Below are 14,850 nucleotides of genomic sequence, written 5' to 3'. Positions count from 1 at the left end.
GTTTTCGTCATATCAGTCCTTCTCAGCGGGAAGGGAGTGCTGGTTTCCACTCCTCTCCCGCTTTTCAGCGAGAAATACTGACAGCATCTTCGCTATAAAGCTAAGCGCATAAATCTGATCCTTCAGCCAGAATCTTTTTATTTTACAGTCATCGAGGCCTACAAATCCCGCAAATGCTCCATTTCTTCTGATTTCGCACTGGAGCAGAGACTGAATCCCCTGTGCTTTGAACATCTCCCGATACCCCTCTGACAGCTGTTCCACATCGGGACAGTAAAATATTCCCTCCTCGTTAAACAGGGCCATATAGCGCTCCCGGCCCCCAAGATTGTCATACGCATAGTTCTGGAGATTCGCCTTCTGAGATTCTATCCCATCATTGCACCACTCAAAGGTATTACTGGTGCTTCTCCCGTCCCCGCTGTCCTCAAAAATATAGGTACGGCTCGCCGCAAATTCTCTTCCTACCATTTTCAAAATACAGGCAATCGCATCTTCCGGGGCAATTGATTCGTATAAAATAGTAAACGCATCTTCAATCAGCCGGTACATCACCTGTGCCGGTGCTGTCTCTGATTCGATCCGGGTGTTTACCGTTGGCTTAACGGCCGACATATTGAATGGACAGTTCAAAATAGAAGGGGAATAAAATGAATATGTATTTTTTCCTCTTTTTTTTGCATCATACAGAGCCACATCACTGTGATGGAATAAGGTCTCAAAGTCTGTGCCGTCCTCTGGATAGCTCCCAATACCTATGCTGCAGGAAGGAGTATACGATATAGCATTTTCACGGAACATCCGATGGGATGCCTCAATAATTTTACGTGCCCTTATACTTACCGCCTCTTTTGGGGCATTTTCCATAAAGATCAGAAACTCGTCTCCACCTATGCGGCAGATAATATCCTGATCCCGAAACAGCTGAACAAGTTCTCCGGCAAATTCCTGAAGCACAACGTCTCCGAACATATGCCCATAGGTATCGTTGATCAGCTTAAAATTATCCAAATCAATAATCATCATAGCGGCCGGGGTCCCTTTTTCTTTAACATTGAGAAGCCCTTCGATTTGTTTCCTCCCTGAGCTTTTATTATAAAGCTTTGTCAGTCCATCCCTTTGGGCCTCATCCAAAAGGATCTGGGAAGCACGCTTTTCCTCATCGATATCTGTGACTACTCCCACTGTCTTGAAGGGGCGGCCTGCACTGTCAAATTGAGCAGCTGCCCGAATTTTGCACCACCGATACCTGCCCCCTGCATCTGCCACCCGGAATTCTATCTCAGAGTAAGGAATACCATTTTTCATATCATGAATCAGCTGCAAAAAACAGGTCTGATCTTTGGGGTGTAAGTGGGGAGCTTTTGGAATTTTCTTTGTTGCCTCCTCCCTGACCGGCTGATAGCCAAATTTCTTTTCCCAATTATTTGAATAGGAGACCGTATCATTTTCTATGTCCCACTCAAAAATAATGTCGTTGGAGCGCTCCATAATAATCTGGTGACGCTCCAGCGTCAGACGCAGCTCTTCCTGTGCTTTTTTCAGCTGGGTAATGTCAACCAGAACATAAAGGAAATACTCTTCCTCCCCGATTCTGCTCATCAGGCATCGTTTGTCCAGTACCCACAAAACAGATCCGTCTTTTGCAGTGATACGGTATTCCAGTTCAGCAAAGTTACCTTTTGTCAGCTGTTCCTGTATCTTTGTATGTACCATATCTCTGTCTTTGGGATATATAAAGTTAAGATACCTGTTCTGAAACTGGTTTTGAATCTCCTCCTCTGTATATCCCAGAAGTTCCTTCAGACCGCTGTTCATCTGAAGAATTGTAAACCATTTATCATTTTTGCAGGTCTGAACACCGCCCAGAAGGCTGTCCAGTACTCCCACTGAAAATAGCTTATCTCTCTTCCTCCCGTCTCTGGGCAGCTCTGTTTCTTCCGCTGAGCGTTTATCCCAGATAACCATTGCCTTCCTGCTGTATGGATTATTGACTTCAATGCGTACAAGTGTAACCATACACCAATAGTATGCTTCATTTCCCGAGCTGTATATCCTGCATTTCACGCTGCTTTTTCTCAGGCCGTTTACAAAGAAATCCTCCATCTCTCTGCCGAAAAAGGAAAGCAGCTGCTTTTGTTCTTCCGGGTGGACAGATTCCTGAATAAAATGCAGAATGGAATTCTCAAACCGTTTGCCTGTTTTCAGTGTCTCAAACTCTCTGCCGGAGGTATATACCACATGGTACACGCCATTGTCCAAATCCATTTCCATTACTGTGGCATCTGTATACTGAAGCATTGCAAAATATTTAAGCTGCCCCATCTGTAAGGTCTCTTCCCGGGAAAACAGAACCGGGGAAATTGTTTTAATATCTGCAGCTTTAGGTGTATGTCCGTCTGCATACTCCCTGGTACACTCCTCAAAAAGGCCTTTGACATTCTTCAGGCATTCCAGCAGCCTGGGGGAAAATGTCCCGCATTCCCCGTTTAAAATCATATTGAACGCATGCTCAGGAGATATTGCCTTTTTATATACCCGGTCTGTGGTCAATGCGTCATAACAGTCCGCAATGCCGACCACCTGGGCACAGATAGGAATACTGTCTCCCCTGAGCCCGTCCGGATACCCCTTTCCGTCCCACCGCTCATGGTGGTAACGGCAGATATTGTACGCATACTGCAGATAATCTTTATCGCTCATCCCGTTCAGATTCGCCAGCATCTCACATCCTTTTGTGGTGTGGGTCTTCATTACAGAGAACTCCTCCTGCGTTAACTTACCCGGTTTATTCAATATTTTATCCGGAATAGCAATCTTCCCAATGTCATGCATGGAAGAGGCGCTGACGATAATATCAATATTTCTCTCATTCAGTCCAAACTCAGGATACGAATATGCCACATTCTCTAACAGTATTTTTGTGAAAATACGGATTCTCTGTATGTGCTGTCCGGTTTCCACACTACGGTATTCAATGATGGAGGAAAGCGCATCTATCATAATTGCATTGGATTCCCGCAGTTTCGCTGCCTGTTCCTCAATCAGCTCCTGCTGATTCAGCCGGTGGAGTGTCAGCTCAATGACATTTTGAACTCTTCTTTTTACCACATAAGGTTCAAAAGGCTTCATAATAATATCAGAAGCGCCCAGATCAAAAGCTTTCACTTCGTTTTCCGTGGAATCCTCCGCAGTAATAACAATCACAGGGAGTTCATCCAGAAGATGTTTTCTGGCCAGCTCTTCCATTACCTTATATCCATCCATCACCGGCATAACCAGATCCAACAGAATGATTACAATGCTGGAATGATACTGTCTTGCAAGAATCACAGCCTGTTCTCCATCCTCAGCCTCTAAAAGATTATAATCATCCTCAAATATATTTCTGAGGATTGCCCGATTCAATTCCATATCATCAACAATTAATATAGTATCTTTTTTATTCATTCTTTTGTTCCCGGGGTTCTGCCCGCACTCCTTTATCTCATCTCTCTTCAGCAAGCCCTTGCTTTCAGAGCCTTCCTCAGCTCTGCCTTCAGCCTTTCCATATCAATTGGCTTCGCAACATGGGCATTCATGCCGGCAGCCGCGGATGCCCGGACATCTTCCGCAAATGCATTTGCTGTCATAGCAATAATGGGGATTTTCCCTGCATCCGGGTGTTCCATGCTCCGAATGACGCGGGTAGCTTCGTAACCATTCATTTTTGGCATCTGTATATCCATTAGGATAGCGTCATAGGTATGAGGAGGTGCCTCGCGAAAAGCCTTCACTACCTGTTCTCCATCCTTTTTGACAACAGAATCCGCTCCATAGATCCGGAGAAGCTCACATAAAATCTCAGCATTGATTGCATTATCTTCTGCCACCAGAAACAGCCGGCCGGCGAACTCTTTATTACTGTCTCCCGCCGCATCATCCGCCCATATCCTCACATCTTCTCTGCTGTCCTTCGGTTTTGCGCACTCGAACTCCAGCTCCACCTGGAATACCGTGCCCTCACAAAGCCTGCTCCTCACAGATATCTCCCCATGCATCAGTTCCACAAGCCCCTTTGCAATGCTAAGCCCAAGGCCTGTCCCTTCAATATGTACAGTATTGGGACTTCTGGTAAATGGTTCAAATAAATGAGCCATAAATTCTTCAGACATACCAAGCCCTGTATCACTTACAGTGAACCGATAGCGCACTTTACCGGGAGTCTGGATCTGCAGCTCCTCTGTCTCAAAGTATACGGTTCCGCCCTCCGGGGTGAACTTGACTGCATTGCTCAGTATATTAAGTAATATCTGATTCAGGCGCAGAGCATCCCCATAAAAGCCATCATGGCAGATCCCCTCCGTCCGTACCGTGAAGTTCAGCCCCCCATCCCTTGCCTGGGGAGCCATAATAGAGGCCAGTTCTTCCACCAATTGGGATACGGATATTCTCATACGGTTCATGGTGATCTGGGAGCGTTCTATCTTACTCATATCCAGAATATCATTCACCAGGCTGAGCAAATGTTTGGAGGAGATTGATATCTTCTTCAGACAGTCGGCAACCCTCTCTTTATCATCTAAATGTGCTACTGCAAGTGCAGTCATTCCCATAATAGCATTCATAGGCGTACGGATATCATGGCTCATAGCTGACAGGAATTCACTTTTTGCCTGATTAGCCTCTTTGGCCAAAACAAGCGCATTCTCCAGTTCCCTCTTTGCTTTTCTCTCCGCTGCCAGCATATCTGTCACATCAGCCCTCACAAGACATAAGGTTCTGTGGTTAACATCTCCCCACATAACGTTGAGCTGTTTATATCGCTCCTCTTTGTCCTTCCGGTAAGAAAACAGAAAATCATATCCCCCAGGCTTTTCCTGAAGCCGCTCCAGGATTGTAGAAATTCGGAATTGCTCTCTGGTATATTTCCAATTTTCCTCCGGTACATAATGTTCTGTGAAGCTTCCGATTGCCTCATCGTAATGTTCCAGAAAATAGGGCGATAAATTTTGCAGTACCGTCTCTCGGGTATGGAGAGTCAGCCTCTGGCTGCTCAGATCGATGAATCCAGCCAGTTCAAAGGTATAGGCAATCACACGGAGCAGCCCCTGCTGTTCCCGGATGGAATCAGTAATATCTGTTCTTGACAGACACACCCGGCCAAGCCTGAGATCGATTGCTGAAACCGTCATATTTTTTGTACATATATCTCCTTTGTCATCTGTTATTGAGAATGCAAAGGTGTAAGCTCCTTCTTTTTTCAGACGCTGTACCATCCTGTCTGGCTCCAGTGCGTCTCTGTACGCGTCTTTGTCCCTGGGGACAATTTTTTCCGCCGCCATATAGGAAACCCGTTCTGAATGAGAACCCTGTCTGGGCGGAAGGCAGCGGGCATTCTCGCTGCTGGATAAAACCGTATAAGTGTCCCGCAGCAGATCAACATCCATGACACAGTCATATCCCGTAACAGACAATCTGCGGAGAATCATCTCCCGGATTCTCTGTTCTGTAATATCTGCCACTGTCAGTATGCCTGTCACATCCCCTGTATCGGGGGTGGAGACTAGATTCATCTTGATCTGAACGTGCCTGCCCCTCTTTTCTTTTGGAAATCTCAGAAAGCAGATCATCTTCTGTTCCGTTTCTCCTCTTTCGAATGCTTCCAGCGCCGGTTTATTCAGATAGGTATCCAAAAATTGCCTCTTTTGGTCAGGATCTTCCACAAGATCGGAGATGCCGGTAAAAAACTGTTCACGGTCACTGCCGAAGGTTTTCAGCAAATCAGAATCTGTGTAATCTATTATCTCCAGGATTTTACTCTTCGTAATGTTACAGTGTCCGACAATCAGGGCATTGGGATCCGGGGTGCGGTAGTGCTGCAGAAGCAGTTCTTTGTACTGTGTCCGGAACTTCTCCTGCTCCTCCCGTTCTTTGGTCATGTCGTGGTACACTGCATAAACACGCCTTTCACCGCCTTCATTCTGGATCACAGACAAACTGTTCTTCACCCAAACATAACCATCCCGCCCCTTTTTCAGGCGGTAGGCGATCTCCCAGTGGGCAGCGCCGCTGACAAGATAAGAAGTCATCTGTTCCCTCACAAAAACCTTGTCCTCGGGATGTACACCCTCCATGGCATCCTTGCGGTAAAGCTCCCAGGCTTCTTCCAGCGTCATCCCCGTCATAACGGCAAAACCATCCGAAAGAAATTCCGGTGTCATCGTTCCGTCTCTCTCGTAACGGACCACAGCAACACCGCCGGGAAGATTTTTCACCACCGTCTGGAAATACTGTTCCAGACGTTCCTTTTCCCTGCGGATAGTTACTTCCTCTGTGATATCACGCACAAACTTAATATAGGCCGGTATTCCATTCCAGACTGTCTCCCGGAATCGGGTGCTGTAATAATTGCTTGTCCCGTCCACATGCATATCATGCTCTTCCCCGTCCGCCGTATGCGTCTTGAGAGTACAGAATTCACAAGGCCCGCTCTTTCCGTGAAGGGCCGTAAAACATTTCTGCCCGAGGATGTTTTCTCCTTTGGCAAACAGACTTTTGGACTCATTGGCATAGAGGAGATCATAATTCTCTTTTCCAATCACGTATATGCCGTCAGCCATCTCATTGGCAATGTTCTGAAACAGATGCGTCTCTGCAGACATTCCGGTATATACCGCATAGAATCTTGTGGATTCAGAGAGGGGACCCATACGGCGTCCATTCAGATGTATCCAGATCAGACTTCCATCCTTATGGCGCATACGGTAATAGACATCCATACTCTCCCCGCTCACAAGGGCTGCCCGCGCCGCCGTAAAAACCCTTTCCCTGTCCGGTTCATAGATAACAGCAAGTGCATCCCGGCATACCAGTTCTCCGTATTCTTCCCGCGTATGGCCGGAGAGAGCTGCAACCCCATCAGAAAAAAAGGTCGGCAGAAATCGATTGCCTTCCACCCTGTAGCTGGCAATTCCCCCTGGGATGGAATTGACCAGGTGATCCATTTCCAGCTGGGCATCTTTAAGGTCTGAAATATTGTGAAATACACAGTGAAGAAGAGGAAATCCCTCATCTTCTCCAATCCATTTTATCCTTACCCGTACCCAGACAATATGACCGTCTCTGTGCTGCTTGCGGAACTCAAAGTTAGTAACCCCCCGGCTCAATATTACTTCTCTTGCCTTGGATACCACCATAGCAGTATCCTCCCGGTAGATCATAGTTGCCGCATCTTGTTTTATCAGTTCCCGGTATTCTTCCACTGTATATCCCGACAGCTCCGGTACGCCGTCAGAGAAATAAACAGTTTCAAACATGTCTGAAACCCTGTAGATAGCAACTCCCCCTGGAATAGCATTGATAATATCCTGCATTTTTTCATTTGCCTGTTTCAAATCCTGTTCCAGCCGGATCTGTTCGTTTACATCACTGTATATTGCATACAGAAGCTTTGTTCCGTCATTCTGCGCTTTCGCCGAGCCATCCAGCTGAATCCATCGGTATTTTTTAAGAGTATCATTCCAGACACGGTAGGTATGCTGGAGGACTCCCTCTTCCGCAATCATTTTTCGGATTTTCTCTTCCAGCAGAGGCTGGTCTTCCGGATGTACCCCCAGATATGCCGTTTCATTCTCAACAGAACGGATATGTGCAGGGGAATATCCCATAATTTGATAAAAGGCAGGATTATGAAATACCGGTAAAATCTTTTTCCCAGTAAACCGGTACACACTCAGACCGCAGGAAATGCTGCTGAAAGTTTTCTGCAGTTCTCTTTTCAGTGCTTCCGATTCCTTTTCCTCTTTTTTCTTTTCTGTTATATCTATAATATATTCAATATGGGCCGGCCTGCCGTCCCAATCGATCCGCTTTCCGCTGAGCTGATAGGTCCGTTGATTCCCCGGATGCTGAAATTCCCGGACAAAAAGCTCTGTCCGGCTCATTTGTTCTGCACGGCAAAAAGGACAGGGTTCGTCGAATCCTGCCAGGTAATAGCAGGTATTCACCTGCCTGTCTGGTTTCCGTAAAAATAACTTCTTAGCCATTCGATTGGCAAAAAGCAGTTCCCAGTTATCGACTGCACTGACATAAACAGCCACCGGCATATTGTCCAATACAGCCGCCGTCTGTTCCCTGGATAGAGGGCTGTCCTGTATCATATGATTCCCCCCTTAGATATGATTCAGTTATTTTTAGGGTCATTGCGTTTTTCAGTTCTGGTTATAGCTCTGTCCTATATGTATCGTATAATTTTAGCACAGAAACAGAATAGGTGCAATAAAAAAGGTTGCCGCCCTCTCAGGCGGCAACCTTTTAGCCGACAAAACCTCCGTCCACGGAGATAACAGCACCTGTAATATAAGAACTCATATCACTGGCCAGAAATAAGAATGCATTGGCAATGTCCTGAGGCTTTCCAAGCATCTGAAGCGGAATACCTGCTGCCAGGGACTTTACGACATTTTGATCCAGCGCCGCAACCATATCCGTTTCAATGATTCCGGGAGCCACTGCATTGACCCGGATACCGTCTTTCCCCAATTCCCTTGCAAGAGATTTGGTCAGTCCGTTCACAGCAAACTTGCTGGTAGGATAGGCACTTCCGATACGCTGGGCATACAGACTGACCATGGAGCTGGTGTTTAATATTACACCTTTCTTCTTATCCCGCATAATGGGGGCCACCGCCTTAGACATTTCAAAAACAGAGCGTAAATTAATGGTCATAACATCGTTAAAATGGTCCCGTTCATAATCGTAAATAGAGCAGTTATCGCTGACTCCCGCATTGTTGATCAACACATCAATGCCGCCGAACTCTCTCTTGATTTCGGAAACTGTTTTTTCAATTTCTTCCGGATTAGACAGATTGGGGTGATACCCCTTTACCGTATAAGAAGGGTTAATGGCTGCCAGTTTCTCCAGAGCCTGTGTTACGGTTTCCTCTCTGGAACCAAAAAGGGCGACCTTAGCTCCCTGCGCTAAGAAAGCCTGAACGGTTTCAAAGCCAATGCCGCGGGTACCGCCTGTCACAATTACTACCTTGTCCTTGAGTGATGAAAATACGTTTCCGTTTTGCATAAGATAAAACTCCTTTTTGTTTTATGTTATCACAGGAGACACCGAGGGCACAAAGAATTCGCCGTACTCCCATTTATAGAAATCTTAGGGATACAAATTCCGGGAATCAGTCAAGCTCACATGACTGCCCGGCAGCAGCTTCTCCTAAAGATTTCTCGCAAGCTCATAGGCATTCCAGACCGCATACATAATATTGCTGACATGTTCCGCGTCTCCCAGAAGATGTACATAGGGCATCTCCTCCCTCACCTGTTCGTAAAGGTTCTTTTCAGATGCATACCCTACCGCACAGATTACAGTATCCGCTGCTACTACCTTATCGCCCTGAGGCGTTCTGACGGCACATCCCTCTGCCGATTTGCCGGTGACACAGCTTCCGGTCAGGACTTCCACGCCGTGGTAAACAAGAAGATCTCTGAGCATATCACTGTTAGCGGAGCAAAGAGGGCCGCCTACACTTAAGATGTCAGGCTGCAGTTCTACAATGGTAACTTCCGTTCCCTTCTCCTTTTTCAGCCAAAGAGCTGTCTCACAGCCAACCAGCCCCCCTCCGATTACAACCGTGGAAGCGCCGGCTTCTCTTTTACCGGTCAGAACCTCCTCTGCCGCCAGCAGTTCCGCCCCGGGAACCGACAGCATCTTTGGCTTTGAACCGGTAGCAAGGATAATTTCATCCGCAGGCGACTGCTTCAGTTCCTCTGGGGAAACAGCAGTATTTACTTGTATGTGCACGCCCAGCATTTTTAGCTGCAGTTCGTACCAGCGGATCAGTGCATGGTCATCCTCCTTAAAGGAGGGTGCCCCTCCGGGAATCAGATTGCCGCCCAGGTTTGGAGATTTCTCATATAAAGTAACTTCATGGCCCCGGAGCGCACTGACTCTTGCAGCTTCCATACCGGCGACACCGCCCCCTACGATCCATATTTGTTTTTTATGAAGAGCAGGCGGTATGCCGTACTCATTTTCCCTGCCGCAGGCAGGATTCACTGCACAGGAAATCTGTGCATAAGCAGCCAGTCTCCCCATACATCCTTCCTGGCAGGACAGGCATGGGCGCACCTGCCGGAATTCTCCCCGCATAATTTTGTTGGGGATATCCGGATCTGCCAGGAGAGGTCTGCCGAGGGCAACCATGTCTGTCTGTTTATTTCTCACCGCATCGCTGGCCAGATCCGGATTCTCCATACGTCCTGCTGTGATTACCGGAATGTCCACTGCTTGTTTGAGTATCTCATTATAGGGCAGGTACATACCCTTCTCATGATACATAGGGGGATGATTCCAGTACCAGGAGTCATAAGTTCCCACATCCGCATTCAGGGCATCATACCCCGCGTCTGCCAGAATTCTTGCGGCTTCCTTTCCCTCCTCAATATCACGTCCGGCCTCTGTGAATTCTTCCCCGGGCAGTCCGCCCTTTCTCCAGTCTTTCACAAAGCTTTTCAGGCTGTATCTGAGAGAGACCGGATAGTCCTCTCCGCAGGCTTCCTTTATCGCCTGGACAATCTCTGTAGCGAAACGAAGCCTGTTAACCAGGGAGCCGCCATATTCGTCTGTTCTGTGGTTATAAAAGGAAATAGCAAACTGATCGATCAGATATCCCTCATGGACGGCATGGATCTCTACCCCGTCAAATCCTGCTCTTTTACAGATTGCCGCAGCTTCAGCAAACTTTTTCACATATGTATGAATTTCCTCCACTGTTAGTTCCCTGCAGATGACATCATCCAGAAACCGATGGGGAATCGGGGACGGAGCAACAGCCACTTTTCCTACAATGCTGGGTATACTGACGCGTCCGAATCCTCCGGAAAGCTGGGAGAAAATCTTTGCTCCATACGCGTGTACTCTCTCTGTCATTGGTTTTGCAGTCTTTATGAAATTAAGAGGATTGATGGTAGGACATGGCATTGACGGCATAACGCATTTTTCTATATCATTTTCCACATACGTGACACCTGTCATAATCAGTCCGGTACCGCCCTGTGCCCTCCTAACGTAATATTCTACCCCTTTTTGGTTATAACATCCCTGCTCGTCACAGAGACCTCCCGGTCCCATAGGAGCCATAACATACCGGTTTTTTATCTTTACTTTTCCTATGCTCACAGGCTCAAAAAGAATCTTATGCTTTTCTTCCATTTAGAATCATCCCTCACTATATATGCAGAGTAATTGGTTGCAAAAAGACTGGATCCATCTTTATCATTTACTATAGCACATAAAGCTCCTTTACCTGCAAGTCTTAATTGAGAATTCTTTAACAAATAGGAAGCCATAGCTCTACATAGGTATGAAGATGCTGTCCCTCCTCAACTTCTACCAGGAGAATCTTTCCCCAGGGGTTTCCTTTTAAATGAAATCCTCTCTCCCCGATATATGCTAAGGGCTTTTCAAAGCATTTCTGAGGAGAGTATACAAAATCTTCTTCTGCCTTCACAATGGTATGCACGCAGGATGCTGACGGGATTTCTTTTTTGTCCAGATCCACACAAAGAAGCTCCTCACTGCAGCTCTTTGCAGATACCAGATATCCAAAACCTGCTTCATCTCCCTCTGCCTTTTGAAGCGCCAGACAGACATTCGGCATATCCTTGACCCATTTCTGGGCTTCCATCTGTTTTTTTCTGTCTTTTGGAAGCCATCCTCCCGCTTTGTCCTGTACAAAAATAACAGCCGGTGATTTATCAAATTCATACTTACCCGCAAGACTCTCAATGAGCTCCATACTGCTTAGATGCTGTTCTATATCGGATGCCAGATTCCGGTAGAATTCTGCCTTCTCCAATGCCTTCTCTTTTGCCTTCTCTACTCTCCCTTTTATTACTCTCCAGTCATTTTCCCTGCCGCTGAACTGCGTGATAATCTGTTTCATGGGAATCTCCATAGAGCGATACTTCATATAGGACAGCAGGCGGAATACATCCTCCTCATCATAATACCGGTGACCGTTTTTCTCTTTACCGGCGCTGATTAGCTGCTCCTTTTCGAAATAGCGGATGGCGCTGGTGGTAATCCCCAGCATCTTCGCTATGTCAGTAATACCGTAATGCATATTCTTTCCTCCCCAGCTAAAGCTGCTTTAGCTGTTCATTTCCCACAGCCTGTTACAGTATGGGTTGAATCACTGCCAGATAGCATTTGGCCAGTTCCTCCGGGGACTGTTTCAGCCCATTTCGAATCCACCACTGCACCATGGTGACAAAGCTTCCCGAGATATGATTCATCAAAAATTCCTCCGGAACCTTTGTATTCTTTCTCTCCATATGGGTAAGCAGACATTTTTCAACAAGCTGATTCAGATATTGCTTGAAATAGGATAAAAAAATCTCCCCGCTTTCACTGTTTAAAATCCCCGTAATGTTCCTCTTATTGTCCCTGAGATGGTAAAGAATATGAGTAATCACCACATCCGGACTTCCCTGTGTCAAAGAAAAGTCATGGGTGCTCTCCATTCCCAGATGCTCTGAGAATACATGTCCGAACAAATCCGTACACATCTCCCCCAACAGTTCGTCCTTCGTCTGAAAATGTGCGTAGAACGTGCTCCGCCCTACATTCGCCTCATCGATAATCTCCTGTACGGTGATCTTAGTATAGCTTTTCTGGGAAAGCAGCGTGCCGAACGCTGTAAAAATGGCATCTCTGGATTTTTGCTGTCTTCGATCCATAGTCATCCTTTCCTGTACAAAAATATCAAATTGTTCGGTATCATACAGGCAGACAACATTGTTTCTTGATTGACTCGTCTGTCCTGACCTATAATAATATCAAACACATTGTACCATATCATATAAAGTGTACTCTATAATTTCTTAAAAAACAAGGGTTATAAAGGAGGCAGCCTATGTTAAAAAAGCTGTGTATTCTATGTTCCGGATGGAAAATAACTGTTGTATCCGGCATTTTTCTGCTTTTCAGTCTGTTTCTCATACTAACAGGAACTAAACCTTCCCTGGATCCTGCCTGGTTAACCGTATTCCTTTCAGGATATCCTCTTCTGTATCTTGCTCTGACCAGACTGTTTTATAAAAAATGGATTTCATCTGCGCTCTTAATTTCCATCGCCATGGTTGCTTCTCTGTGCATCGGAGAGCTGTTTGCGGCCGGAGAAGTTGCCTTTATTATGGCAATCGGTGCAATCCTGGAAGATATGACCGTAAACCGCGCGAAAAAAGGGCTCTCAAGCCTCATGGCACTGGCACCTGCAGAAGGCCGGAGACTGAAAAAGGAACAGGGTTCCTGGAAACAAGAGCTTATTCCTGCTGCTCAGATTCGGATCGGTGATCTTCTCCGCGTCCTTCCAGGTGAAACCATACCGGTGGACGGTGTCATCGTCTCCGGCGATACCTCCGTAGACCAGTCTGTTATAACAGGGGAATCTATCCCCGCCGACAAAGGTACAGGTGATGATGTTTTCTGCGGTACCCTGAACTGCTTTGGCTCCATTGACATGGAAGCAACCTGTGTGGGCAAAGACTCTTCTCTCCAGAGGCTTATCCGGATGGTAAGGGACGCAGAAGACAGCAAAGCACCTATGCAGCGGATTGCCGACCAGTGGTCTGTATGGCTGGTACCCATCGCCCTTCTCATCGCAGCGGGTACCTTTGCTGTAAATCTCTCCCTTGGCCTTCCTGTGATGGCTGCCCTGAACCGGGGGGTAACCGTTCTCGTCGTCTTCTGTCCCTGCGCCCTTGCCCTGGCAGCCCCCACCTCCGTTGTGGCAGCTATCGGCCAGGCCACGAAACAGGGAGTAATTATTAAGTCCGGAGAAGCTCTGGAAGCAATGGGGAAGGTGGATACCATTGCCTTTGACAAAACAGGAACCCTCACCCTGGGAAAATTGGAAGTCAGCGACGTTATTCCATTTTCGGATGCCCTAGATAAGCAAACCCTTCTGGCCATTGCAGCCTCAGCAGAGGCAAGAAGTGAGCATCCGCTGGGAAAAGCCATCGCCGCATATGCAGAGGAAAGGGGAATATCTCTCTGGAGCTCTGAGAACTTTCATATGGAACCCGGAAAAGGAATTTCCTCTGAAGTCTCTGGAAAAACCATATACTGCGGCAGCCCAAACTATTTGTCAGAACACAGAATTCAGCTCTCTTCTAAAGAAAAAAAGATATTGGAGCAGCTTGGCGCACAGGGAAAAGCTGCCGTACTTGTGGCTGATAGGGATTCCTGTCTGGGCGTTCTTGCTCTCTTTGATGTGATGCGTCCATCTGTCCGGAGCATGGTGTGCCGGCTCACCAAAATGGATACAGAGACCATCCTGCTAAGCGGAGACAACCGGAAAGCGGCTCTTTACTTTGGGCAGCAGGCAGGCATCAAATCCGTCCTGGGAGAATTGCTTCCAGAAGAGAAGGTGGGTTACATTTCACAGCTTAAGCAAAAAGGGCGGACGGTCTGCATGATTGGAGACGGGATAAACGATGCTCCCGCCCTTAAAACAGCCGATGTAGGGGTGGCCATGGGCAGTATGGGCAGCGATATTGCCGTAGAGGCTGCCGATATTGCCCTCATGAGTGATGATATCTCTAAGATTCCTTATCTGAAGCGCCTCGCCCGTTCCACACTCCGTACCATTAAGGGAAATATTGCCGCATCCATGTGCATTAATGCTGCTGCCGTCACACTTTCTGCTTTTGGAGTACTGAATCCAGTTACAGGGGCCCTGGTGCACAATGCAGGTTCTGTTTTAGTAGTCCTCAATGCCGCACTGCTCTATGACAGAAAGTTTCCGTAGCAATTCCACTGGAAAACCACCGTCCCCTCTCTATGTGGGATGGT

General features: G+C 47.0%; 7 protein-coding genes. 1 reads left to right on the top strand and 6 read right to left on the bottom strand.

What is annotated here, in order from left to right; genetic code table 11:
• Positions 1 to 12: 12 nt before the first annotated feature.
• The 6 genes from ACGHCT_RS12685 to ACGHCT_RS12660 all read right to left on the bottom strand — a co-directional run bounded on the left by ACGHCT_RS12685 (position 13) and on the right by ACGHCT_RS12660 (position 12,734).
• The gene (locus tag ACGHCT_RS12685) at positions 13 to 3,450 is read right to left on the bottom strand and encodes a diguanylate cyclase domain-containing protein (protein WP_390436164.1); all 3,438 of its coding nucleotides are present in this window, start codon (positions 3,448 to 3,450) and stop codon (positions 13 to 15) included.
• A gap of 47 nt (positions 3,451 to 3,497) precedes the next feature.
• Positions 3,498 to 8,141: a PAS domain-containing protein gene (locus ACGHCT_RS12680; RefSeq protein ID WP_390436163.1), complete on the bottom strand. Its 4,644-nt coding sequence runs from the start codon at positions 8,139 to 8,141 to the stop codon at positions 3,498 to 3,500.
• Positions 8,142 to 8,295: 154 nt separating this feature from the next.
• On the bottom strand, positions 8,296 to 9,063 hold the full coding sequence (locus tag ACGHCT_RS12675) for an SDR family NAD(P)-dependent oxidoreductase (protein WP_226903501.1): 768 nt from the start codon (positions 9,061 to 9,063) through the stop codon (positions 8,296 to 8,298).
• A gap of 144 nt (positions 9,064 to 9,207) precedes the next feature.
• A complete protein-coding gene (locus tag ACGHCT_RS12670; RefSeq protein WP_154262544.1) occupies positions 9,208 to 11,205 on the bottom strand; it encodes an FAD-dependent oxidoreductase in 1,998 nt (665 codons plus the stop codon).
• A 118-nt stretch (positions 11,206 to 11,323) separates the two neighbouring features.
• Positions 11,324 to 12,118: a MerR family transcriptional regulator gene (locus tag ACGHCT_RS12665; protein ID WP_256281288.1), complete on the bottom strand. Its 795-nt coding sequence runs from the start codon at positions 12,116 to 12,118 to the stop codon at positions 11,324 to 11,326.
• Positions 12,119 to 12,170: 52 nt separating this feature from the next.
• Positions 12,171 to 12,734 (bottom strand): TetR/AcrR family transcriptional regulator, encoded by a 564-nt coding sequence (locus ACGHCT_RS12660; RefSeq protein ID WP_154262550.1) that lies wholly within the window; start codon positions 12,732 to 12,734, stop codon positions 12,171 to 12,173.
• Between the two features lie 176 nt (positions 12,735 to 12,910).
• Between ACGHCT_RS12660 and ACGHCT_RS12655 the strand changes: the two genes are divergently transcribed.
• Positions 12,911 to 14,806 (top strand): cation-translocating P-type ATPase, encoded by a 1,896-nt coding sequence (locus tag ACGHCT_RS12655; protein WP_154262558.1) that lies wholly within the window; start codon positions 12,911 to 12,913, stop codon positions 14,804 to 14,806.
• Positions 14,807 to 14,850 lie beyond the last annotated feature (44 nt).

This window comes from Lactonifactor longoviformis (assembly GCF_042848515.1).
Lineage (GTDB): Bacteria > Bacillota > Clostridia > Lachnospirales > Lachnospiraceae > Lactonifactor > Lactonifactor longoviformis.
This window is presented reverse-complemented; position numbering and strand designations above follow the sequence as displayed.

Bases quoted from the DNA above. Each gene is read 5' to 3' on its own strand.
- ACGHCT_RS12675 (WP_226903501.1), bottom strand. From the start codon at position 9,063: ATGCAAAACGGAAACGTATTTTCATCACTCAAGGACAAGGTAGTAATT.
- ACGHCT_RS12685 (WP_390436164.1), bottom strand. From the start codon at position 3,450: ATGAATAAAAAAGATACTATATTAATTGTTGATGATATGGAATTGAAT.
- ACGHCT_RS12665 (WP_256281288.1), bottom strand. From the start codon at position 12,118: ATGCATTACGGTATTACTGACATAGCGAAGATGCTGGGGATTACCACC.
- ACGHCT_RS12660 (WP_154262550.1), bottom strand. From the start codon at position 12,734: ATGGATCGAAGACAGCAAAAATCCAGAGATGCCATTTTTACAGCGTTC.
- ACGHCT_RS12655 (WP_154262558.1), top strand. From the start codon at position 12,911: ATGTTAAAAAAGCTGTGTATTCTATGTTCCGGATGGAAAATAACTGTT.
- ACGHCT_RS12670 (WP_154262544.1), bottom strand. From the start codon at position 11,205: ATGGAAGAAAAGCATAAGATTCTTTTTGAGCCTGTGAGCATAGGAAAA.
- ACGHCT_RS12680 (WP_390436163.1), bottom strand. From the start codon at position 8,141: ATGATACAGGACAGCCCTCTATCCAGGGAACAGACGGCGGCTGTATTG.